Source organism: Alteromonas sp. CyTr2 (genome assembly GCF_947311905.1).
GTDB classification, from domain to species: Bacteria; Pseudomonadota; Gammaproteobacteria; order Enterobacterales; family Alteromonadaceae; genus Alteromonas; species Alteromonas macleodii.
The window spans coordinates 1-24,333 of record NZ_CAMZMZ010000050.1 but is presented as its reverse complement, the minus strand read 5'-3'; the positions used below and the strand labels follow the sequence as shown (position 1 = coordinate 24,333).

19 protein-coding genes and 2 pseudogenes are annotated in these 24,333 nt (G+C 40.7%); 5 read left to right on the top strand and 16 right to left on the bottom strand.

What is annotated here, in order from left to right; genetic code table 11:
• Nucleotides 1-126: 126 nt before the first annotated feature.
• Nucleotides 127-462: an IS66 family insertion sequence element accessory protein TnpB gene (tnpB, locus tag QME20_RS18305; protein WP_281716389.1), complete on the bottom strand. Its 336-nt coding sequence runs from the start codon at nt 460-462 to the stop codon at nt 127-129.
• Entirely contained in the window at nt 462-746 is a 285-nt protein-coding gene (locus tag QME20_RS18300) for a transposase (protein WP_281716390.1), read from the bottom strand. The genes tnpB and QME20_RS18300 overlap by 1 nt, the downstream gene beginning before the upstream one ends.
• A gap of 98 nt (nt 747-844) precedes the next feature.
• Between QME20_RS18300 and QME20_RS18295 the strand changes: the two are divergent.
• A pseudogene (locus QME20_RS18295) lies at nt 845-1,336 on the top strand (transposase); the annotation flags it as partial.
• 44 nt (nt 1,337-1,380) lie between these two features.
• Here QME20_RS18295 and QME20_RS18290 read toward each other — a convergent pair.
• The 13 genes and pseudogenes from QME20_RS18290 to QME20_RS18230 form a co-directional block, all read right to left on the bottom strand.
• A pseudogene (locus QME20_RS18290) lies at nt 1,381-1,551 on the bottom strand (IS481 family transposase); the annotation flags it as partial.
• Nucleotides 1,552-1,683: 132 nt separating this feature from the next.
• On the bottom strand, nt 1,684-2,634 hold the full coding sequence (locus tag QME20_RS18285) for a glycosyltransferase family 2 protein (RefSeq protein ID WP_281716388.1): 951 nt from the start codon (nt 2,632-2,634) through the stop codon (nt 1,684-1,686).
• Nucleotides 2,631-3,752 (bottom strand): glycosyltransferase family 4 protein, encoded by a 1,122-nt coding sequence (locus QME20_RS18280; protein WP_281716387.1) that lies wholly within the window; start codon nt 3,750-3,752, stop codon nt 2,631-2,633. Before QME20_RS18280 ends, QME20_RS18285 begins: the two co-directional genes overlap by 4 nt.
• Nucleotides 3,749-4,876: a glycosyltransferase family 4 protein gene (locus QME20_RS18275; protein WP_075177023.1), complete on the bottom strand. Its 1,128-nt coding sequence runs from the start codon at nt 4,874-4,876 to the stop codon at nt 3,749-3,751. The genes QME20_RS18280 and QME20_RS18275 overlap by 4 nt, the downstream gene beginning before the upstream one ends.
• Nucleotides 4,873-6,195, bottom strand: coding sequence for an O-antigen ligase family protein (locus tag QME20_RS18270; protein WP_075177024.1), 1,323 nt, complete (start codon nt 6,193-6,195; stop codon nt 4,873-4,875). Before QME20_RS18270 ends, QME20_RS18275 begins: the two co-directional genes overlap by 4 nt.
• Nucleotides 6,189-7,295: a glycosyltransferase gene (locus QME20_RS18265; RefSeq protein ID WP_075177025.1), complete on the bottom strand. Its 1,107-nt coding sequence runs from the start codon at nt 7,293-7,295 to the stop codon at nt 6,189-6,191. Before QME20_RS18265 ends, QME20_RS18270 begins: the two co-directional genes overlap by 7 nt.
• Nucleotides 7,292-8,359 (bottom strand): acyltransferase, encoded by a 1,068-nt coding sequence (locus tag QME20_RS18260; RefSeq protein ID WP_075177026.1) that lies wholly within the window; start codon nt 8,357-8,359, stop codon nt 7,292-7,294. Before QME20_RS18260 ends, QME20_RS18265 begins: the two co-directional genes overlap by 4 nt.
• The gene (gene asnB / locus QME20_RS18255; RefSeq protein WP_281716386.1) at nt 8,349-10,229 is read right to left on the bottom strand and encodes an asparagine synthase (glutamine-hydrolyzing); all 1,881 of its coding nucleotides are present in this window, start codon (nt 10,227-10,229) and stop codon (nt 8,349-8,351) included. The genes QME20_RS18260 and asnB overlap by 11 nt, the downstream gene beginning before the upstream one ends.
• Before the next feature lie 12 nt (nt 10,230-10,241).
• Entirely contained in the window at nt 10,242-11,315 is a 1,074-nt protein-coding gene (locus QME20_RS18250) for a GNAT family N-acetyltransferase (RefSeq protein ID WP_281716385.1), read from the bottom strand.
• Nucleotides 11,315-12,331 carry a polysaccharide deacetylase family protein gene (locus QME20_RS18245; protein ID WP_281716384.1) on the bottom strand — a complete coding sequence of 339 codons (1,017 nt, stop codon included), beginning with the start codon at nt 12,329-12,331 and terminating at the stop codon, nt 11,315-11,317. Before QME20_RS18245 ends, QME20_RS18250 begins: the two co-directional genes overlap by 1 nt.
• Entirely contained in the window at nt 12,324-13,433 is a 1,110-nt protein-coding gene (locus tag QME20_RS18240; RefSeq protein ID WP_281716383.1) for a glycosyltransferase, read from the bottom strand. The genes QME20_RS18245 and QME20_RS18240 overlap by 8 nt, the downstream gene beginning before the upstream one ends.
• Before the next feature lie 2 nt (nt 13,434-13,435).
• On the bottom strand, nt 13,436-14,401 hold the full coding sequence (locus QME20_RS18235; protein ID WP_252118819.1) for a glycosyltransferase family A protein: 966 nt from the start codon (nt 14,399-14,401) through the stop codon (nt 13,436-13,438).
• Entirely contained in the window at nt 14,398-16,935 is a 2,538-nt protein-coding gene (locus QME20_RS18230; protein WP_281716382.1) for a hypothetical protein, read from the bottom strand. The genes QME20_RS18235 and QME20_RS18230 overlap by 4 nt, the downstream gene beginning before the upstream one ends.
• 188 nt (nt 16,936-17,123) lie before the next feature.
• On the opposite strand from QME20_RS18230, the gene QME20_RS18225 reads away from it, so the two are divergent.
• Nucleotides 17,124-18,335 (top strand): TIGR03087 family PEP-CTERM/XrtA system glycosyltransferase, encoded by a 1,212-nt coding sequence (locus QME20_RS18225; RefSeq protein ID WP_281716381.1) that lies wholly within the window; start codon nt 17,124-17,126, stop codon nt 18,333-18,335.
• Nucleotides 18,332-18,910 (top strand): acyltransferase, encoded by a 579-nt coding sequence (locus tag QME20_RS18220; RefSeq protein ID WP_281716380.1) that lies wholly within the window; start codon nt 18,332-18,334, stop codon nt 18,908-18,910. Before QME20_RS18225 ends, QME20_RS18220 begins: the two co-directional genes overlap by 4 nt.
• On the opposite strand, the gene QME20_RS18215 is transcribed toward QME20_RS18220, so the two are convergent.
• Entirely contained in the window at nt 18,888-19,967 is a 1,080-nt protein-coding gene (locus QME20_RS18215; RefSeq protein WP_281716379.1) for a GNAT family N-acetyltransferase, read from the bottom strand. The two genes, QME20_RS18220 and QME20_RS18215, sit on opposite strands and share 23 nt — an antisense overlap.
• Nucleotides 19,968-20,131: 164 nt before the next feature.
• On the opposite strand from QME20_RS18215, the gene QME20_RS18210 reads away from it, so the two are divergent.
• Entirely contained in the window at nt 20,132-22,876 is a 2,745-nt protein-coding gene (locus QME20_RS18210) for a tetratricopeptide repeat protein (RefSeq protein WP_281716378.1), read from the top strand.
• Between the two features lie 137 nt (nt 22,877-23,013).
• Nucleotides 23,014-23,907: a PEP-CTERM sorting domain-containing protein gene (locus QME20_RS18205; RefSeq protein WP_281716377.1), complete on the top strand. Its 894-nt coding sequence runs from the start codon at nt 23,014-23,016 to the stop codon at nt 23,905-23,907.
• Nucleotides 23,908-24,333: the final 426 nt, after the last annotated feature.

Below are 24,333 nucleotides of genomic sequence, written 5' to 3'. Positions count from 1 at the left end.
AAATCAATATGAGGCGGACATGAAGAAATTGAAAAAAGTAGCTTAACTGGGTTGGTCAATTTTGGTTGACCACGTCAAGGTGACTAATAGAGCGTGTTTTCATGGGCTAAATTATAACAAAATCAGTTAATTAAATCGCCTGTTTTGTTTACCTTTTTGCCAGTAAATCCCATCAATCAAACACTGTAACTGGGCACTGTTGAGCGGTGTTTTTGCGTTGCCGTCAGTGACTTTGGCGAAGGTGCCTTTTTCCAGGCGTTTGCTCCACAAACAATAACCGCCCTGATGGTAATACAACACCTTGAGCTGAGTGCGGCGTTTATTAATAAACACAAACCAGTCACCGCAATGCGCCTGCATGCCCAACTTGCCCTGTACCAGCGCTGCCAGCCCATCAAACTGTTTGCGCATATCCGTATTACCGGTATACAGCCAGATACGCCCATTGGATAAGGGCAACATCAGGCGGCCCGATTCATCCGCAGCACCACACCACCAGGTAAGGCCAGCTCAATCTCCCATGCTGCGCCCGGCTCCTTGTCTGCACTCGCTGGCATGTCAAAGGCAAGCCAGTTATCTTGCGGCGCAAGCGATTGACTATCATCGCTCAGTTTTTTACGCCACAAATAGAAACTTGATACCGTTAAATCATGGTGCGTACAAAATTCACTGACCGACAGTTCGCTTGCAGCTTGCTTATCAACCAATTCCTGCCATTGCTCGCGTGTACGTCTTTTTGTTGCCATCAATTAAATCTCCGTAAGTAAAATCTACGGGGACTATTTTACGTGGGAGTTCAGTCTGGGGAAGACGGCCTATATTGATCGCTTACGGTAAAAAAGGCAGTGGCAAAGCGGATTGGGCACTCAACCATATCCAAAAGCTCTATCGCATAGAAACCCAGCTAAAAGATAAAACGGTGGAAGTGCGCTACAGCACAAGACAAGAAAAAAGCCTGCCGCTACTCAATCAGCTTCACGCATGGCTAATGAAATCAGTGCAACAGGTTTTACCAAAAACCAAATTAGGTGAAGCAATACAATACAGCTTAAATCAATGGGAAAAGCTAGCGCGCTACACACTCGACGGATTACTGAGCATTGACAATAATCGCGCTGAGCGCGCGATTAAGCCGTTCGTCATAGGCAGAAAAAACTGGTTGTTCAGCCAAACTGCCACAGGTGCAAACGCCAGCGCCGTGCTCTACAGCATCATAGAAACCGCAAAAGCCAACGACCTCAATGTGTTCGAGTATGTGATGTCTTGCCTTGATGAACTGAGCAAGCCCGACGTCGATATCGAGCAACTTCTACCATGGCACTTTACGAAGCGTTAGGTGGGATTGCCAGACGCTTACGGTGGGATTGCCAGACGCTTACGCTCTTCTAGCGACGCGTACAGTTTCTTACGGAACGTAACTTGGTAGAACTCATTCAATATCGTTTTATGGAAGCGCTCGCAGATACCGTTCGTTTGCGGCGACATTGCTTTAGTTTTCGTGTGGTCGATATCATTTATCGCAAGGTAAAGCTGGTAATCATGGTGCTCTACTGTCCACTTCTCCTTTGCAAAAAAAGAACGCCATGCCTTTTGCTAACTTATAAATTACATGTGGGAATCACCGGACGGACACATTAAAAACCTTTAAAGGTAAGTAGCAATAAAGATTGAATGCATTAAAATTTACTTAAAAATTCTGATGAAAAACGACTTCAATTTGCTAAATGAGAGTGGGTCTCGCTTTATACCTTTCCACATATAAGTGAGCGCCACTCTCTTAATTGGCTCGCTATACCCCAGATGCCAGAAGTAAAAATTAGCAATCTTTTTGTATATTATTTTTTCTTCTGCTTTGTCTAGTAAGACGTAGTCAGTGTACTTTTCGTAGCCCATAATCAGTTGAGTATAAGTGAAAACTACTTTTTTTCGGTCATTTGAACCTGAGCTTGTGGTGTTTCCTTCGTGCTCGTAAACAGTTGCCAACACCTGCTCTATAAATCCACCATGAAATTTGTTTTTTAACAACACCAAAGCCATGAGCCTGTCCTGCCCGATTCTCAAATTGGGTATTTTCACCTTTTCAAAAATTTGTTTTTTGAAAAGTGTATTTTGGAACCCCATGTAAATGCCATTTTTCAATTGGACTTCAATGGCAGCGTTTAAATCTAATGCGTAAATACCTTTACCTACTTGGTGTGCTATTTTGACGAAATTTCTTGGGCAACCGTTAGGATAAAACGAGTTTTTACTTACTAATTCATTCGTAGCTAAGTTTCGACGCTCTACAGGACAATAGATCCAATCTAATTTAGAAAACTCTAGTGCATGAATGAGAGAACTTAGATAATCGGTATGCCACAAATCATCACTATCGAAGAAGGCTAAAAAATCACCCTTGGCATTATTTACTCCGCTTTGTCTCGCTGCTGCGGCTCCTTGGTTTTTTTGGAAGTAATAGGCAATATCAAACCCATAGTTATCTTTCAAACCGTCTATTATTTCCCTCGTATTATCCGTGCTTCCATCGTCAACTATTATAACTTCGACGTCTTTAAAAGTTTGTTCGGATATGTTATTCAAAGCCCGTTTGATAAAAGTTGCTCTATTATAAGAGGGTATGATTACGCTAATCATTTAATTATTTTTCCATAAATGCTATGAAGATTACTAAGGTAACGCGAAGGAGATGCATTTTTTTCAACAAAGCGTCTTGCATTTATACCCATAGCGTCGTACTCGTCCAGTGATGTTCTTTCTATTGTTTCTGCAATATTCTTCAAAGAGTCAATTTTGCAGAGTATACCCGTCTCGTTATGAATAATTATTTCTTTGAGTCCCCCCACGGAGTTAGCTATAGTGGGTTTACTAAAAGCTCCCGCCTCTAATGGCACTCGGCCTAGAGGCTCTTCCTTCGATAACATTATCACGCAATCTATCGAATGGTAGAAGTCTTCTGTTTCTTCTAAAAAGCCTAAAAAGTGAACGTTCTTAGAAATGCCTAACTCGGTTGCAAACGCTTTGCAACGAAGAAGGTAATCTTGCTGTTTTGTAGTATCGTGCCCGGCAATTATGACCTGCCAGTCAACTGTTTGACAGTAAGACAACATCTCGAGCATCTCTAATACGCCTTTAACTGGCGATATCTGACCTATAAAACCAAAGGTTATTTTGCTTTGGCATAATGAAAACTTCTTTCTAGCCGCAATTTTTGATTCTTCGACATTTTTCGCATTTGCAAGTGCGTGCTCAGATATTGGGTTTATTAATGTTTTGATATTAGCGATTTCGTTATAAGCACTATAATTACTTTTCAAGCTATCTTGAATATATTTACTTACACACACGAGAGCGTCAGCCTTTACTTTAAACCACCAATCTATGTCTTCGTTAATAGGATCTCTTAGATGGCAAACTAGTTTCGTGTTACTTAATTTAGGCACAAGGGAAAGTGAAGGGTAACTCCATACCTGGTTGCTATGTGCTATATCAATATTGTACTTTCTAAAAAGGAATACTAGTTGGAGTCGCAGTTTTAGTACTTTTAAAAAAGAATCTGTTTCGTTCAAAGCTACTTTTTCTGTAGATATGTTATTGATTTTAGCCCATTCATACATAGGTGATTCAGCAGGACAGAAAAGTATAGGGTTTATCTTTTTACTTTTTGTAGCTTCAAGCAGTATGATTTGAAGAGAACGCTCAGACCCACCAATAAAAGGGGCTAGTGCTATATACCCAACGTTCAATATTTTCATGAATTGCTAACTTCTTTATATATGGCATCTATTCTGCCTGCTAATATAGGCGCATCGAAATTTTCCAGTATTCTCTTTTTTTGAACTTGTTGAACATTCTTGTATATCACAGGGTCATTTATTAAAGAGTGGGCTTTTTCTGTTAGAGAATCTAGATCCCCGTTTTCAACAATACACCATTTATTTCCTATAACTTCTTGGACAGACCCTCCAGTATAGCCAATTGTAGGTACAGACATCGCCATCGCTTCACTTACGCTCATACCGAAGGTTTCAAGTTCGCTAGTGCTAATGAAGACGTCTATAGATGAATAGAACTCTGAAAGGTCTTCTAAGTTACCAGTCATAATTACAATATCTGATAAACCTAGCCGCTTAATTTTTTCTTTTATACTTAGCTCGTAGTCTGGGTCAGCGTATTTGCCACCGCCGGCAATAACACCGTATACAGTATTCTTGCCTTGATTAAGACGCGCCAATACTTCGACAAAATCTTCTATTTTTTTACGAGGGCGAATAGAGCTAGCGGTACCAATTAAAAAGCTATTGTGTGGTATCGAATACTTCTCCCTAAATAGAGCAACTTTTTGATCGGAATAAGAACCAACCAATGCTTTGTAATCTCTTCCGTTCCCTATAACAGTCGACTTATCACCTTTGAGATAGTCAGGAAAATGCTCTATACACTTGCTGTATTGGTCGTGACTAGTAAACATTGCTTTTTTCACTTTACATTTTCCACCAAAAAGCCAATGAGCATAGCTCTTGTTTAGAACAAACCTAATACCTGTCACGACCGGTATTCTCGCTAGCGATGCTGCGTATCTTATGCTTGTGTATATTTCATGCTCATTTACGTGTATGAGATCTATCTTTTCGGATTGAAATAGCTTGATCCAAAAAATAGTATCTTTAATAAAGCTAAAAGGTTTCGAAAGAGCAGGAACTTTAAATGCTGCTTTAATAACTTTTACATGCGGTAGTTTGCCTATATCATCTATCCAGGGCCCGGATTGGGAACACGCAACAGTATATTGGTGCTCAGGCTTGTTTTTTACTAAGGCATCGAGAACACATGTAGTGCTGCGAAGAGAAGCGCTGTGAGTCATTATTAAGACGTTCATTTTTGTTTCCTTACAACATACAAATTATAAGCGCACGCGCTAAACAATATGCACCAATAAAAAACCTCAGATCGCATTCTGTTGATAAAGCTCATAGTGACCATAAAGCCTATAAGAGCAGATTCAATGCTTACCATTTTGTAATAATGTTCTGCAGCTCTATGACCTAGTGGCCTTAATTTTTTCTTGACTGCTGAGATACTTTTGAAGCTAGTTATTATTACCCCCAAAAAGAGTATAACCCCTAAGTATCCCAATTCTGAGAGCACTTCAAACCAAGTAGAGTGAACACTTTTTCTTCTAGATGCACGAGAGTTATCACCAGAAGATGAAACGACAACATCCTGAGGGATGTAATCTGGTGCATGATAATTGAAGCCTTTTATTCCTTGCCCCAATGGATAATCAAAAGACATTTTGACAGCAGATACCCAGAAAATCGTTCTGGTTGAGCCACTCTCTCTACTAGTATCGACTTCTGATTCTTCCACTATAGAAAAAATACGCTCTTTAAATGAGTCATCCATTACACTTAAAGCAGCAATCAAACCTACTATACCAACTGCGAAGACTTTCAATTTCTGGCTTTTATTTTTTACTGAAGTAAAGAACAAAGTTCCCATAAAATAGGTAAGACCAATCGCAGCGCCTAAAAATGCCCCTCGACTATTAATCAGTACCAATGCGTTAGCAATAAAAGCAGCTGCTACTAAAAATATCCCTTTCTTTAATAGCCCTTTAGTAACCCAAATATAGTAAACACAAAAAACTATTGCAGGAACTAGAACAGAAGCCGTGCCATTGGCGTCTGGCGTATCTACCGTGCCTATGCCTTCTACTCTATTCCCACTATTTCGGCCAACTTGGTATGCGACGAAACTTAGATACCACGCCCCGTAAATGTATCCTACTATTGCATAGTCTAAATGCTTGATAGTATTTATTAATTTGTAAGCTATTAGCATGGTAATGCCAAGCTTTATGAAAACCTCAGTGAATATAGAGTGAGCGATAGGATAAACAGCCCAAAAATACACAATGGAATGGAGTAATATTAAAAGTACAAAATATTTTAACTGAGGAACTACTGATATCTTATTTCTATCTAGTTGCTTTCTGTTCAATATGTAGAGCAGCCCCATTAGGGCTACTACGTAAAAGGAATAACTAATTTCCGGTATCAAATAGTGCCACCAACGCATTGATGGGTTATAGAAGTAAACCGCTTGGTAAACTAAAAAAGCGTAAACTGGCGCGACCCTGAATGCTTGTAATATCCCACCTGCATAGGTTAGGAAAAACAGTAAAACATTTAACATATTAGTTCTTCGTATAGATCGCTGTAACGTTTGTTCATTACGCTTTCTCGGAAAGATTTGGCAAATTTCAAACTTGCGTTTTTGCTCATTTTTGCCATTAACAAGGGGGAATCTAGTAATGTAGATATTGCTTGAGCAAATTCTTGAGCAACATCATTGCTTGTTACTTTACCCGTTTCGTCGTCGATAACAATTTCACTATTTCCACCTGCATCTGTGACAACGCATGGCTTGCCTAAACTCATAGCTTCAAGCAGGGTCATTGAGGTGCCTTCACTTAATGACGGAAGTAAAAATATGTTCATTAAAGAGAGGAATTCTGTTGGGTTCTTTTGATATCCGGTTAGTATAACTTTGTTTTCGAGACCTAAAGTACGAATTATTGACTCTATGTTTGCTCGCTCTTCTCCATCCCCGACGATTAATAGCTTAACTCTTTCATTTTTCTGAAGTAATAAATGGAATGCACTCAATAACATTTTGTGGTTTTTAATAGGGTCGAATCTTGAGATTGTTCCTATTACCTGTTCACCTTCGGTAATTCCGAGACTTTTCTTGAGTTTTCTGGAAAGCATCGGAGAACTTTTTAAAGGCGCTATACCGTTATAAATGACTTTGACTTTATCTAACTTGATAAACTCAAACTCGTTCAAAGCCAGACGTGTAGCATTTGATATAGCTGTAACAGCATCTGTAAGTTTTAGAATTAAAGGGTTTACAAGCCTACGTTTAAAATTTGTTGAATCAGGATAAAACCTGCCGTGCTCAGTAAAAATAACTTTTACACCAAGCAAAGAACTAGCTATCGCTCCGTAAACCCATGGAGAGTATTGATGGCAATGCACTATGTGTATGTTTTGCATAGCAATAACTTCTCTCAATCTTCGGATCAATCCCCAATCAAACCCTGGCTTGCGAGAATATGAATTTACCTCAATACCTTTTGATTGAAGATCAACTCCCCAAGGCCCTAATGTGTCCTCAATACAAAATATAGACATGCAAAAGCGGTTACTGTCGCTCCCTTCAATTATGTTTTTTATTACCATTTCAGTGCCACCTATGCGCATATCATAAGTTACATGCAGAATATTAATCATGCTTGGCGACTTCCTCTAATAGCGGTTCTTAGGTTCTCTAGTTGACCTCGTGACATTGAAAACTTAAATCGCTTTCTAGCGTCCATTATAGGGACTTCTACTGCTCGGTAGAGTATTTCAGATAAAACTAGAGTTATTACTAATGCTGTTAAATAATAAAAGATAATAAAGTCTTTTGAAATAAACCGTTTTGTGATTGCTAGTGCATCTACATGGAGTAGATACATAGCATAAGACCGGGTAGAAACATGCATTACGAGCGACTTTAGCCTGCCATCTTCACTGTATTTGGTTTGATCACCCCAGACTATCCAAGTACCAAAGATAAGCGCCAACACTAATTTGTCGGGGTCATTAATACCCCAGTCCGGATTGTATCTTGCAACGTAGAACATTAAATATGTGAGTACAGCTATAGGGAATACTACTCTTATACAATGCGTCAACTTATCCCAAATATATATAAGGTGATGCTTTACATAGGCTAACAGAACACCCATCGCGCAACAGTCAAGTCTTACATGAGTTTCAATTGAAGATTGATACCAACCTAGAAGACGAAAAATTAATGGGCTCAAAAACAATGAAAGCAGAATCAGAATTTGGATGCTTTTGGGAGCTCTAAGAAGTAAGACCAATAGAGGAGCAATTAATAGATAAAACTGTTCTTCTACAGACAAAGACCAACTTACATAAAAAATGTCTAAATTTATTTGATAATTTTGTAAAAAAAACAAATAAGCCCAAGGGAAGTCAAAAGTGTCCTTGGTTAGGAATTGTTGTAATATTGTTAAGCTTAACACTGCGTAATAAGCTGGTAGCGTCCTCATCCATCGTCGATACCAGAACCTTCGAATTTCCACATTCCCATACTTTTTCTTCTCTATTAGAAGTTGGTTTCCAATCAACCAACCCGAAAGAACAAAAAACAGGTCAACGCCAGTGCCACCAAATTGTAGAGGCGCGAGTAACTGAGGAGAGCCTAAACTATTTATCGTATGACCCGTAAACACAAGCATTATTGCCAGCGCTCTAAAGCAGTCTAAAGCAAAATTACGCTGCATAACGTTCAAACCACATTTGATACATCAACATGCTCCACAGTACTATGCCGTGGTCAGCTTTACGCGTTTGATGTTCTTCCCAAAGTTTCTTTATAACACCGCTATCGAATATGTCGTTAAGCCCACGCTGTGAATTAATGATTTGAGATTCAGACAGTGATTTCAATTCACCTCTAAACCACTCATCCAGCGGCGTACTGAAGCCCATTTTCTTTCTATACAGCAGTGAATCGGGGATAAAAGGCTTAAAGACTTCTTTAAGTAAGTATTTTTTCTCACCGTCGCGATATTTCTGTGAAGAGGGTAGGGTAGCGGCGAACTCTGCAACTTGGTAATCGAGAATGGGCGCCCTTACTTCTAACGAATTTGCCATACTCATGCGGTCGACTTTTACCAAGATGTCGCCTGTCATGTAGGTCTTGATGTCTGTGTAAAGAATTTTGCTTAAATGGTCCGGACCGTCGGCTTTGTTATACATGTCTAAGGTATATTGACTAGGGTGGTAATCGGCGAGCTGCTGTGCAATCTCAGGCTTAACTAAGCTTTGCCACATTTCGTCAGTCATCATACTGTTGGTGATGTAAAAGCCCATAGCAGGCTCGTGAGACAAGCTCGTAAGTAACGATTTGGCTTTTTTCCCGACCGTGCCTGGTACTTTTCCAGCTAATTTCGCTAAGTGTGGAAAAACAGACTTTCGGACCGCTTCGGGAAACTTGTTTCTTAGCTTGTTTTCAACATCGTCTATCGAGTACTTTTCGTAGCCAGCGAACATCTCATCGCCGCCATCTCCCGCGAGCGCAACGGTTACAGCCTTTCTCGCCAGTTCTGAAACGAAGAAGGTTGGCACTAATGAGGGGTCAGCAAAAGGCTCATCAAAAAAGCTTACGATATGTTCTAGTCTGTCGCTAACGTTTTGGTGAACGGTAAATTCATGGTGCTCTGTTTCGTATTTTTCAGCTATTTCACGAGCGAAATCCGCTTCGTTAAATGCTTTATCATCAAATCCTATGGTACAGGTTTTTACTGGAGTTTCGCTGGCTTGTGCCATCATAGCGACAACACCCGAGCTATCCACGCCGCCGCTTAAGAAAGCGCCAAGCGGAACATCACTGATCATTCTTTGTTTAGTGACTTTTTCAAGTAAGGTCTTTAACTGCGCTTTATTGGCATCTTCACTGGCACTTGTGGTGCTTTTAAAGCTCAAATCCCAATATTCATGAATGCTGAAACCGTCTTTATTAAGAATTAAATAATGAGCAGGTGGTAACTTGTGAATGTGCTTAAAAATACTCTTTGGGTCGGGAACGTATTGATACGCAAAGAAGTCATATACGGCGTCTAAGCGAATTTCTCTTGGAATGTTCTCCAGCGCCAATATAGCTTTAATCTCAGAGCCAAACGCAAATCGACCATTATCATTAAAATAGTAAAGGGGTTTTTTACCCAATCGATCTCGTGCAATAAACAGTTCTTGCTTGTTTTTGTCCCACAGAGCAAAGGCAAACATTCCGTTTAGTTTATCTAAACACTTGGTTCCTTCGCGTGCATATAGCTCTAAAATAACTTCGGTATCTGTATGGCTTTTAAATGTAACACCGTCGTTTTCAAGCTCGGCTCGCAATTCAAGGAAGTTGTAGATCTCGCCATTAAAAACAATAACCAAGTCACCCTCTTTCGAGTACATGGGCTGATTGCCTGCTTCTGAGAGATCAAGAATACTCAGCCGCCTATGACAAAGGCCGATATGTTCATCGATATACATGCCGCTGGCATCTGGGCCTCTGTGATGAATAGCCTTGTGCATAGCTTCTAATGAAGTTTCACCGCCTTCGTTGAAATTAAAAAGGCTAAATCCTGCAATGCCACACATGAATGGTTATCCCTACAAACTGATATAAGGTCGAAGAATTGACCCAGTTACAATGGTAAATTTTAAGGGAAGTTCACGCCAAATGTTTTCGGCTATTTCTCTAACCCTGCTTGAGCCTGACTCAGCGTCGCTTTTTGCGTCTATCAACTCATTATTTTTATCAAAACTCTGCCAGTTAAGCAGTTGAGGTTCTGCGCCCCATTGTTTTTTAAATTTATATGTACCTTCTTCAAAGGTTGAGCGGCCAAAGTCAAAAACTTTCACGCCATTGTCGGCGCAATGGGAAAGCAAAGACCAATACAACAACATATTAGGAGCAAGGCGATTGAAGTCACGAAGTGTTGAGGCCCATGGAATAGAAGCGTTGTCACCCGATTTTATGATAACGCCACCACCAATAGGCTGGCCATCGTGATAAACCACGCTAATTAAACTACTTTGGCCGTAACTTTTTATAATTGCCTTAAACCATTTTTCGGCATGAACAGGAGAGCCGAGATCTCTCATGTTCTGAGCATATACGTTGTAGAAATCACTTACTAGGACGTTCGATGTGCCTAACTCAAAGGTAAGCCCATTTTTTTCCGCCTTCCTTATTTGGCTGCGTAATTTAGATTTGAAACTTGATAACAGTATTTCACTTGACTCAGGCAGAGACAAAAGCATACGTACTTTTTTGTTCTCAAACTGGGTTTTGTCTAAAGGTGATTGTTCTATACCTCTAATTTCCATTTTTTTTCCTGTTACGTTTCGCATCTGTGCAGCAAGAAGCGCATGCATGTCATTTAACACCTTGTCGTTGTCGGCTAAGCCATAGCCTACATCGCAATAAGGTAAAGAACATATTTGCTTGCCCAGTAAAGGTATATTCATTAAAACAGCAGGGAAAACACCAACAACTTGCCCCGTATTAGCACATGTGGCAATAACGCCAAGCATTGAATGACCGTAAGCGGCCTTTACCGCTTCAAGCCACGCAAACTTGTGATAAGCGGAAGCATTTTTGTGTTGTGATACATAGGCATCCCACAAAGGTTTGTCGCTGGCTGACGCTATTCGTAACTTTGTATTTTGTTGTGCCGTCATTAATTTTGCTCACCTTTAATAACACCGCTTGAAGCGCTGCGGTTACTTAAATGCACCTTGGCTTCTGAGATAGTGCAAAATTTAACATTGGCATTTTTCGCTAAGTGTTGAGTAACAACCTCAATGCGCTGGCATATTGTTTCAAATGCATTTGGCCCATCTAAAAGGCCCGTTGCTCCGTCGATTAAACTAGAGCTGTGTAAGTACATATGAATAACGGGTTGTTTTTTCTGAATGCTTTGATCGACTAACGCAAGCATGTCTTCGATTTCGGTAAGCTCTGGACTCAAATAAATCTTTCTTAAAAGTTTACTGTGCCAAAGCAGACCGACAGATTTAACCCAATTAAAGGGCGGTTTAGATAGTCGATTATGAATGCGTTCACCAAGAGAGAAGTTTTGAATATTAAACCCTGCGGTAACAGGGACCTCAAGCAGTTGACGCTGCTCTCCAGGAGCCAGTGCGTTGTCAAACGAAGGCCAATAAGGCGATTCTGGTGCACCTAGGCAGCTAAAATAGTCGTTCCTGTAAAAAGGATAAACGCTTGAATCTACTACATAGCCTCTTGATGCAAGTAATCTAAGCATTTTGGCACTTACGCCCCATCGCCCGCTTCTAAAGGACTGTGGGCGAACGCCTATTTCGCCGTGTAAAAGGGCGTTTAGTGCATCGAGTTTTTGCTCTACTTGCTCTAAAGGAAGTTTAATTACGTGAGATTCCGCTTCGGTTGTCTTACCGAAATAGGGAGGGTTACACCAAGGGTGTAGGTGTGCTCCAATTTCCGCGCTATTAGACTGAGCAAAGGTTCGCAGAGTTTGACTGCCAACATTATTGCTTGCAACGGCGTAATCAACAAAATACGTAGGACGGATACCAAGACTTTCACAGAAAGTTTGAAATGCAGGAAGCTTTTCAACGTTTTCAACTGAACAGTTATGCTGCGGAAACTCTTCGTCCCACTGCCATTCTTCTTCAGTATCAATAGTTAAAACAAATAACACGTCCTGTTTATGCATTTACACTCTCTTTCAGGATTCCTTCGAATAATTCAAGGTATTCATCAGCCATTCTCTTAGCAGAGAAATTGGCTTCTACAAACGACTTTGAGTTTTGAGCTAGTGAGGTGGCGAGCGCTTTGTCATCTAGCAGTCTCTCCCAATCTTTCTCAAGCTGCTTGCTGTTGTGAAGAGGAGCCAATAAACCAGACTCGTTGTGTGTTATTAGCTGGTCGATACCCGCAATGTCATAAGCAGACACCGGAATTTCCATAGCACATGCTTCCATTAAGCAGCGAGGGATGCCCTCAAGCGTCGACGTCATTACGAACAAGTCAAAGTCGCGCAGCAGCTGTAGCCTGTCATTTCTAAAGCCTAAAAAATGAATGTCGCTGGCACTAGCCAGTGTTTTTGAATACGCCTCTAAGCTGGGGCGGTCTTCGCCGTCACCCAGCAGTACTAATTCAATATCTTGACGCTTTTTATATAAAGACTCGAAGCAGTCTAAAATGGCTTTTATATTTTTCCGGCTGATCATTTGGCCCACAAAGCCAATGGTCTTCTTTTCTTTTGACTTGTCTGTTTTTGTTTGTCTAACGGCTTCTACTTCAGACAAGTCTACGCCATTTTGGATATACTCAAGCTTGTCAGGCGATATATTAAACTTCTCCACATCACTCATTAGTTGTTTAGAAAGTGGAACAACTTTGTCGGCAAAGCGCATCGACTGACATCCTAACCAAATAAAGAGACGGAGTTTCAAGTCGGCAGCATTTTCAAAGCCGTGGGGTGTTACAACACACGGAATACCTGCTTTCCTAGCCGCCATTACGCCCAAAATATCTGACTTATAGCCGTGAGTATGGATAATATCGATATCTTGTTCTTGAATTAAATCCGCCAATTTCGAAACGGCACGCAGGTCAAAACGACCCTGCATAGGAATGTGGTGAGTTTTTCCTATCGCTTTGAACTGTTTTACTAGCTCTAGCTCTTCTGTACCGGGCTCTAAGGTAACAACAAGTTCACTCGAAACACTATCTGGCAAATGCTTTGATAACGCTAACACCCATCTTTCTGCACCGTAGAAACCGGTTGAACAAATAAACTGTAAAACTTTCATTGTTATTTATGCGAGCTGGTACTAACAGCGCCGCGTACTCCTATTAATGTTCCAAGTGCTCTAGCCGGAAAATAAAGCAGATAAAAAAGTGAACAATGCCACCAAGTTACTTGCTGCTTAACAAGCCTTTTTAGTCGCCACGTGTACGCTGCAAAAGGCAGCAAAGCGCCTACTAACATAACTATAGCGACAATAGGTTGCGAGAATATTATCGCGAGAAAAGCCAGTAAAAGACCACCTGTAAATGCAAAAGGAACAACAAAACTTGGCCACTCTCTGAGCGGAATGCGCCTTCCTTTTAAAGATGCAATATTGGACTGGCCACGCCATATTTCTTTTTTATACATCGGTGCGTAAGCTTTGTCTTCGCCAATGTGAATATACTGGGTTTGTGAGGTATAAAACAACTCACCTAATTTACTAACCTTATCGGTAAAGAAATAATCTTCACAAGTAAGAAGGTGTTCAGGAAACTTACCTGCCGCTTCAAATGTTTCCTTTAAAAGAAATAAGTTGCGGCCAGGTAGAAAACTGACAGGCACATCAAGTTCAGCATTGCTTAACGCCGTTCTTATTATCTCTAAAGGCGGCGCGTTAGGGCTGTTTACCTGCATGGCGCTGACTAGAGCCGTATTGTCTCGTGTTTTGAGAGTATCAATCATCACGTCTAGCCAATTCGAAGCCAGTGCAACATCTGCGTCTAAAAATGCCAAGTATTCACCTGTCGCCAAGCCGGCGCCCAGATTCCTAGAATGTGAAATCGTGTTATTTTCGTCGTTATATACAACTCGCAAATTTACTGTTTCGATAAATGCGCTGAGCGTATTTGAAATTTCTTTATTCTGACTTACCAAAACAACTTCGTATTGTTCTTTAGGTGTTGTTAGGCCCGCAATACTTGTTAGTGTTTCAATGAGCATGTCTTCACGCCCCTTATGAGGAATGATAAAAGACGTATTAATACTCATGGTTTACCTAACCATTTTTGAAGTTGTGGAAAACGTTTCACTAGCTGTTTTCTCTCTCTTGACGGAGATAAATCGATAAGGTTGGACAAAAGAAAACTCAATGAATTGGATTTTTCTGTTAATGCCTGGCCTTTTTGTGTAGAAGTCGATGAAAGAGGGCGGGCAGCCTGCTTGAAACCGGAGTAATGACCGTTTTGCATCATTAAACAAAGTACGCGCGTGGTACCCGTTTCTGTGCTCGTACTAAGGCGTTGAAAAATTGTATCTGCTAGTTGCTCGGCTTTTTGCTCAGCAAGTGCACGTTGGGCTTCGGTTAAATAGTTAGATGCAAAATGCAGTACGCATAGTTTTCTTAGGTCTTGCCCACTCCACGTTTGATTCGGAAACTCAAGAATGTCAGGCTTGTCCAGATAAGCATATTCGTTCACAGCCATCCAATTGGCATAGTGAGTAAGTGAGTCTACTGCGTATTGATAGCTCGAGTCATATTCACAGCGCTGTTCTTTAAGTGATATAAATCGGCAAACTGCTTGTAGGAATACAGTATAAAACCACGTTGCTTCGACATTATCCAATTGCAATTGGTCGAAGTCATCGGTGGGGGAGACCGTATTCGCTATAATATAGGACGCTGCTTCAATGTCACTATCACAACCTTGTAGTTCGTATCTATCTAGCCTTGCTTGCAGGTAGTTACCCGTACCTCTGTCTAGAGGATACTTTCCTGTTTTTACATTTTTAACACCAGGAATATCGCTATTTTTAAACGCAAGCAGGGCGCCTACAAACGTACCGTCGCCTTCATAATAATTGGTTACCCATTGCGTTATGGATAATGCGGCGTCTCGAGACGGTGTGTAGCCAGTAAGCAAATGATGCAAAGTGAGACCATTGGTATAACAATGTTGCCCACCCGGACCGCCGCCTCCAGCATGATCATCGTAAACACCAGACGGCTGATGTTTAGAGTACGTTCTATGAGAAGCGGTATATGCCTGAACATAATGGTCGGTATGCCAAAACAATCCGCCGCTATACTCGGGCTTATCGTCAGTGGTGTGATAAACATCAATATCTGCAACGTGCTTGGCAAGATCATCGGCTAGTTCAAACCAACGAGGATCGCCGCTTAACAACCACTGCATCAGCATTCCAAATATAGGGTCGTATTGATTGTTGTAATGTGACACGAAAAAGGGCTCGTCAGGTACGAGTGCCTTTTCGTGATCCGCATACAACTCACCAAAATGTCGCCAGCCAAATTCGTCGATATCGAGCCGCTTTTGATAAAAAGAAGACGAACCTTCAATGCCATTTTTTATAAGTGAGTCAAACTCGCATGATTTAGAAGGAAGAAAAGGCAAAACAGATGCGTTTTTTAACCAAGCGCTATCAATGACTACTTGCAGTGATTGTATCTCAAAAGGTGCGATTGAGATGCATCGTGTTTTTTGTTCACCAGGCTGAAGTTCAGTACATTCACTGTGCCTTGAACCTAACAAGCTAACGCTTAAACTGTCTGCTGTTAAATGTGCTGAAGAAGGAAAATTTTGCCAAAAATTATCAACATGAATACTAAAAGTGCTACCGCTGTTTGAAATCTTAATTTGCGGTTTTGCTTGGTCACCCGAAAGCAATAAGTGCTTTGGTTGGTAAAGTTTAAAACCGCGAAACGGAAGCGAGTTAACGTTGTCTTGATTTACATGAACTGGACTTTGCCAGTTTTCAAAACCACTGGAAGCCTGATGAAGTGTCAGCTCTTCATGTTCAGATGAACTAAAGACATCAGAATTTAGCGTCAGCTTAGGCTCTAGCGATTTACCTTTGAACGAGATACAGCATTCTTTTAAATAAATACTGTTTGGGTCTCCCAAGTCCCACTTCCCATTTGGGTGTGACGCAGCGCTTGGGTTTCGCATTGTTAAATGAGCACAAACCGTTCCGGTTCTAAGGAAGATTGACGCCTCTGTTTCAACAATCAGCTTTTTATCGCTGCCAAGCCTAATCTCGTATTTTTGTTCAACGGTTAATGCGCTGTATTCGTTGTTATTGCAATGAAGAGCATAAGAGAATGCAATAGGGGTTATCGATTGAGGAGTAATATCAACAATATCGAAAGAGCTGGATAAGTGCTTGTCGGTTACAAACTCAAAAGGCTTGGCTTTGTTAATTGTGAATGTTTTGCCACTGCCCAGAGACAGTGAAAGCGCCTCATCGTTATTGTTTACAGGTGAGACAAGCTTGTTCGATGGTGAGTCGATCTCCGCCGCTTCTAACGTCAGAACTATTTCATCGCTTACTGAATGATGCTGTAAATCAATCAAGCCTTCACATAACAACCACTTTATTGAACCATCTGGCCATAGCTGCGAGGTTTTGATAAAAGTATCAGTTAAGAGTATTCCGTTTGCGGCAAGCCGAAATTGAGTGACGGCGGGCCACATTCCCTTAGGGCAGGGCAACCCTGTTTTAAAATGTCCATACGTCTCTTTGGCTAAAGAGGCAACCTGGATAGTTCCAACCGTTTGTGTCATTACTGCTTTCTTTATTTCTTCCGTGAGCAATGTTCTTGATGAACATATGCATAATGACTCTAGTATGCCAATGGAATTGCCACTTGTGTAGCCTTCATCACTAATTTGTTACTTTGACCTTATATTTGCTTCGAAGTAGTATGACTACAGGACAAATAAAAACACTAAAGATAGCTTGGAAGGCGCTGATGTCGAAAGTTTGCGTGTTGTCGCAACGAGTACCGTATCCCCCAAATAAGGGCGAAAAACTTAGAACATATCATCAAATTGAATTTCTAAATCGCTTAGGGTACGAAGTCGAAGTTTTTTCTCTCATAGAAACTGCAGAAGATAAGAAAAATGCCGAAGCGTTAGCCAAGCATCTTGGAATTTCGGTCAACTCTTACCAGTTAGGTAGTAAATTCACGCGTTATGCTTCGGCTTTACTGCAAGGTTTGCCGATAAGTGTTGGGGCGTTTTACTCAAAAACACTTCAACATGTTATTGATGAAAAAATGAAAGAGGGTGAGGATGCGCTGCTGTTAACCGCGTCTAGTTTAAGCTATTACATCTTCAGCTCGCCTTATTACAACAACACCCATTGTCGCTTGTTTATGGACTTTATGGACGTTGATTCAGATAAGTGGGCGCAATACGCAGATTCTTCTTCTTTCTTAATGCGCTACGTATACCAGCGTGAAAGCAAAGGTATAAAAAAGCTTGAGGCTAAAACAAACCAACGGTTTGATGAGTGCTTTTTGATTGCAAGCGAAGAGGCGCAGCTATTTAATTCTTCAGTAGACGCATCGAAAGCGATAACCGTGCTTGGAAACGGATTAGACTTCGATGCGTTTTATCCAGCGAAAACGCAGCCTTGCGCGACGACAATAAGCACTGCGCCGCATTTCTTGTTCACGGGCGTGATGGACTACAAACCTAATGTAGACGCGGTACTTTGGTTTGTTAAAAATTGCTGGCCACTCATTCGTGAAAAAGCGCCGAATGCAAAATTTACCGTGGGTGGTATGAATCCTGTTGAAGAAATAAAGGCGTTGTCAGACCGCGATGGCATAGATGTCACGGGCTTTGTCGATGATATATTGCCTTATTTTCACCAAGCTCATGCGTTTGTTGCGCCATTCAGGTTGGCAAGAGGCGTGCAGAACAAAGTGCTTCAAGCGGCAGCATGTAAACTACCAATAATAACTACGTCTATGGGAGCTGAAGGGATCTCGTTTGCCAACGCCGACAACATGTGGATAGTAGATGACGTAGAGAGCTTTGTAGCTGCATGCGTGGAAAGTATTGAGAACTTTGAGTTATCACAACATAAAGCTCAACGTAGCTATCAAGCAATAGTTAGCGAATATAGCTGGGAACAACAACTGAGCCCATTGAAAGTGGCAATGGCACGAATATGAAATCAATAATTAAGAAGAGTTTTTTTGCCCTTTGTGCACTTGTAATGTTTCCTTTCACGCTTTTGTATTTAATGCTGTCTATTGTGGTAAACAAAGACTCGCTGTTTTCCTCTTTTAGCCAGCTGCTATCGCTTATACCCGGTAAACTAGGGTGTTATTTACGTTCGGGCTTTTATCGGTTTGTCATGACCTCGTGTGCGCCAAACGTTCTCATCGGTTTTGCCACGTTGTTTTCACAACAAGATACTGAGATTGACGAGGGGGTGTACATAGGGCCGCAATGTAACATTGGTAAATGCGCAATTGGGAAAAATACTTTGTTGGGAAGCGGTGTGCACATTATGAGTGGCAAAGGGCAACATAATTTTTCTGACCCAGAAAAGCCGATAAAAGATCAGGGCGGCGTTTTCACCAAAGTCTCTGTAGGAGAGAACTGTTGGTTGGGCAACGGTGCACTGGTTATGGCCAATATTGGCAGAGGAAGTGTGGTAGCAGCAGGTTCTGTAGTTATTGATGATGTGCCTGCGGGGGTTATAGTAGGTGGGAACCCTGCTAAAGTGTTAAAAAAGATATAAGTTTTTTCGCAATTCTAGTTAGTTTTAACTGCCTGCTAGAGCGATAAATGGTAAGTGTTTTGAACTGATACTTGGCGCTACTCAAACTATCCTTATAGCGTGCGTAACCTCCTAAAAAGTCATACCAGAGATAGCCCAGTTTTCGATAGTGTTTCATTAATTCGTGATGGATTGTATACCCTGGCTTAATGTGTTTATGAGTGATGTCATAGTTAAGGCCTGAACAGTAGAAGTATACCGTCTTCTCAAACTTTATATTATAAACATAGCCCAGAGTTTCTTTGCCTGCGCTTACTTTTACAAGATCAATGTTCTGGCTATTTCTTGTCAAAAAGTTTACATGATGTTGAACAAAAAACTGGTTATCAAATCCGCTTCCCTCTTCAGAGTCATTCCAACGTTTTTTGTGAAGCGCCCCCAGTTCGAAAAAGTAATTCAAAATATTATCTTTTGAAGCAAAAGAAAAAGAAATTTTCCCTAAATTTTTCTCTATGGTGTTGATAGAACGCTTTAATTGAGAATGAGTGTTCTTTGAAATAAACTCAAACTTTTCGAGCTCATTTAGCCAGAGTGTTAAATCAGATTTGTAGCCTAAAACTTCAGTATTCTCAGAAATATAGCCTGCTTCTGAAATCGCATTTTGCCAACACTCGAAATCTGTAGTCATCGAAACAGTTAAGCGTTGATTACGCTTATTTTTGAAAAAAGCTGTCAACAGTGCAGAAATGCATTCGTAGATCTTTTCTTTCCTGCATATTATCCCATTATATTCGATCCATACTTGGTCAAAATGGGATTGACCTTTTTGATTTAAAAAGCCTTCGTACAGTGGTGGAAACGTTAGCGCTTTTTTTCTGGAAAGGAGGGCAAATCCAATAATTTCATCGTCATTTTTGAAAATGTAAATATCAGGAAGTTCATCCAGAATACTAAGCCAAGAAGTTATCCATTGTTTATCAAGAAAAAAGCTACTAGGGTCAGATTCATTGAAAATGTTAGACACTTTTTCTACTAGGCAATCAACAGATGAAGGACTAAAGATACTAGCAGTTTCCAATTTAAGACTCCGAAATAGTTAATTCGCGGACTGGTAATCGTAAGAACCTACCTTTGTCCTAGACTTCCTTAACAACAAGCACTGGATTGTATATTAATTTAGTCTGGGAATGGTTAATATGTTTCATATTCAAACAAAAAAATTCAGGATTGAGGACAGTAGGCATGCGCAAAGATATTCGTAGGAAGTGCTTTTTAGCGATAACCATAACCGGTCTTTTAGCTTGTTCGCCAAAAGCTGTTGAAGAAATCATTACCGAAGCAGAAACCTTAACTGCAAGGGGTGACTTTAGAGAAGCAGTTTTAGAGTATAAAAGTGCGATATCAATGCAGCCGAGTGATAGCGATTTGCGTCGCAAAGTTGCTGACCTATATATGATTCTTGGTGATTATGCCACAGCAGAAAAAGAATATTCAAAAGCATTAGAGCTTGACTCTGAAAGTAGTAAAGCGTTAGAGGGCATGATAAATAGCTTATTCAGCCAATTTGATTTCGAAGGGGTTATACTATTAGTAGATTTGCATGAAACACTTGTAGATAAAATTGATGAAAAAACTGCCTTAAACATTGCGTTGAGTTACATTGAGTTAGGCGAGTCTGTAAACGCAAACACAATGGTTAGAAACAAGGTAACTGACGTTGATTTAGTGACTACATTTGAGTCTTATCGACTGGCCTCGAAAGGTAAATATGAAGATGCATACGCCCTTATCAATCAATTAAACCAAGACTCACTTCAGCCTAGCGCCCTGCTTTTAAAGGGGAGGTTAGCCTTTTTAAAGCGAGATTTTCAAGAAGCCTCAAAAAACTTTGAGTCATATCTATATGTAAAACCTTCAACTTTTAAGGTTGAAGTTTATTTAATAAATAGTCTCGTCCTTTCAAATGAAATAGAACATGCAGCGAAAGAACTCACAAATCTAAAAACTAAGGTTAATAGTCACCCCGTAATTTCTTTATTGGACGCAGAAGTTGCACTAGCTAAAGCGGATTACAGTAGTGCAAAGAAACATGCTGAAGCAGCAATTAAAGTGCGTCTTGAGTCAAGCCGATTGAATTATGTATATGCCGTTGCCTCTTTTAAAGAGGGGGCGTTTGAAGCGGCTTTTCGTGCCCTAGAAAAGTTACCTAACTCCTATAGAAAGACTGGGCAAATTCAACAAATAGAAATGCTTACAAGAGCTAAGCTTGGTTACGATATCGACCTTGGGGACTATGATGTAGAAAAGTTCTCATTTGATGAAAAGAAAGCTCTTGCTGAAACTTTCTCAGGCGCCAGTTACAGCGGTTTAATGGCTGAACTTAAAGAGAGTATTCTTAGTAAAGTCAATGAAAGCGAAGATCTTACCAGTGCTGAAAGCGCTTATTGGAATCTAAAATTCGGAAACGAAGAAATTGTTAAATCTCAACTTACGGAAAATCTTAGGCTCAACAATCAACCAGCCGATGCTACATATCTTTTAGCTTTCGCTCACTTCAGAAGTAACGAGCTTGAGCAAGCAGAGAAGGTCGCTAAAGAGGGGTTAAAAAGCGAACCGAATAATACGGCTTTGCTTTCAGTTTTAGCGCAATCGCTATTTAAACAAGGAAAGCTCGATGAATCACTAGAAGCGGCAAAACTTTTGAGAACCATCAAATCTGACCATAGAGTTCCAGTAGTTCTATCTGTCGCCTTTCACCTTCAGAAAAATGAATATGAGAATGCGAGAAATGAGGTGAAAAACTTTATAGAGTCATTCAATGAACAATCTGAGTTTGAGCCTATTCTATATGTTTTAAATCGCGAAATCGGTGATACGGACAGCAACATTCAGTACTTTTCAAGGTTATATGAAAACAAACCTGCAGAGAGTGGCTGGAAACTTTACTTATCGTCTTTAATTGATAAAGGTGATTACAGAGCAGCGTTGAAAGAGCTTAATCGTATAACGAAAGAAAATAAAGATGACTTTTTCTACCTATCACGCTCAAGTATCAATCTTAGGGTCGGTGATTTTAGTCAGGCCAAAAATGATTTAAATGATTGGATCAATTCGTTTGATGCGCCATTAGAGGCGTATGTCCAATTATGCAATATTCTTGAGCTGGAAAAGAATATCGGCTCCGCGTTAACTGTCTCGAGAAAAGCACATCAAAAATTTGCCAATAGTGCTGATGCAAAATTGCTTCGTTCTCATTTTGAATTGGCAGTAGGCAATTCGACCAATGCAAAAGTCCTTCTAAGTGGCATTGATGAACAGGATTTCGTATCCTCATCAGGCTATTGGAATTCAATGGCTCGTCTAGAACTTCAGAATAATAATTTTGCCAAAGCCTTGGAGTTATTTGAAAAAGCTTATCAGTTAGCGCCCAGTGCAAAATTGCTTAGCAACAGGTTGGCGGCATTAAAAGCTATGGGAAAAGAAAGCGAGGCATTAGACTACCTCAAATCCTCACTAGAGTTGACCCCATCAGATTCTATCCTAAAGCGTTACTATGCTGATGCCTTAATTTCAGTGAACGCTACCGAAGCTATAAACCAATATAAGGCACTTATAGATAGCGGTGTAAAAGATGTTGTCGTTTTTAACAATTTAGCCTGGTTATATTTTGAGGCAGAGAGTTTTGAGATGGCAGAAAAATATATCCAAGATGCTCTAAAGCTAGAAAATGGATACAAAAATGGAAATGTGCTGTCGACCGCCAGCAGTATATACCTTGCGACTCATCAATATAAAAAGTTAGAGAGTACTTTTGAGGAAGGGCTTGAGATGGGGGCTAGAGTCTTTGCGGGTTCACTTTTAAATCTGGCTGAGGCAAAGATCAGACTCAACAAAATTGAGGAGGCTCGAAAAATTCTTGAGCAGACTAAGACTGTTGATAAAGATCTTACGGATAGGAAGTCTTCGTTGTTAAGCCTGCTTAATTAAGTGTCTGGTTTTTTTACAAGATTACAGTGTTATATTTCTCCATGAGAAAAAAAGCCATTAAATCAATGCTTTAAGAATTGGCACGCAACTAGCAAGTACAAGGGAAACCGAAAAGCGGTTAAACAATGGAGAACATCATGTTTAAGAAATTAGCAGTAGCAGCAACGTTAGCAATGTCATTTACAGTAGCGGCCGATCCAATTCTACTTCCAGGTGGTGTTTCGGTTCCAGAGCCAGTGGAGCCAAGTGCAGTTAACGGTACAGGTAACGTAGTTACTACCATTAACTTCTTACAGTATTTCCAAGACCAATCGGGTAATTTGGTTAATTTGGGAACAGCATATACTGGTGATTTCACTGATTTTGTTGGTCTTCAACTTACGGGTTTCGGTACGCTAAGTTCAGGAAGCGCTGGTGAATTTTTATGCCCATCTTGTACACTGGCATTTAACTTTGGCGGCTTGTCGGTTATTGAAACTACATTCATAAATCCTTCCACAGGTCTACCTCAGCAGTCTTTGACCTTGGATACAGATGGTTCGTTCTTTGACCTCTACATCATCGATGAGTACTCGGGTTCTCTTCCTGGTGACTTCGCATCTACAGACCGTCTGAGCCTAACTGGTGGTGCAGCGGGCTTTATTGATGAAATGAACGACACACTTTTCTTGTCTGGCTCGTTTAGCGAACTGGAATATACTCCAGATACTGCCATTGAAAACCTAAGTTACGGTGGTCTCTTAGATGGTGAATTGGTTGCTGGTATAGACATTTTAGACCCAGCACCAGAGGAAGGTATTGCAAACGGTAATATTGTAAGTAACAAAGTATCTCAAAGAGGTTTAACTGATTTCTTCGATGCTGTCGCGTTCAGCCTATCTGCAACTTTCCAAGCGGTTAACGGTGACGTTATTACAATTGCGCAAGGTAACGCAGGTAATTTGAGCACTAACGTTGTACCAGCACCCGCGTCTTTAGGTGTTTTGGGTCTAGCGCTTGTAGGTATGGGTTTCCTTCGCCGTCGCAAGTAATAGCAAACATAGCTGTCCCGTCCGAAAATATGTTGACGGTTTTTCAAAAGCCAGTGACTCAGCTCACTGGCTTTTTTCGTTATGCACTTAATTAGGTGTTTTCATTCCAAAGCTTAGATGTGGCTGTCCATACGCAGCTGAGTTGGCAGTCCATGTTCAGCCCTTAACTGCTTTAACACGTATACGACTTGGCTATTCGTTTGGGTAGTGCTTGTTTAGCTCTGCGCCTCAGATTCAATAAATCGTGTCCGTCCGGTAATCCCCACATTCAATTCATAGGTCAGCTACGGCATGGTGTTCTTTTTTGCTAAGGAGAATGACCATGCCGCAACATCAACGAAGAGACATCCAAGACTGGCTCAACTTATTCGAGCAGCAAAAGCAAAGCGGGCTCACCGCAGTGGCGTTTTGTCGCCAACAGCAGAT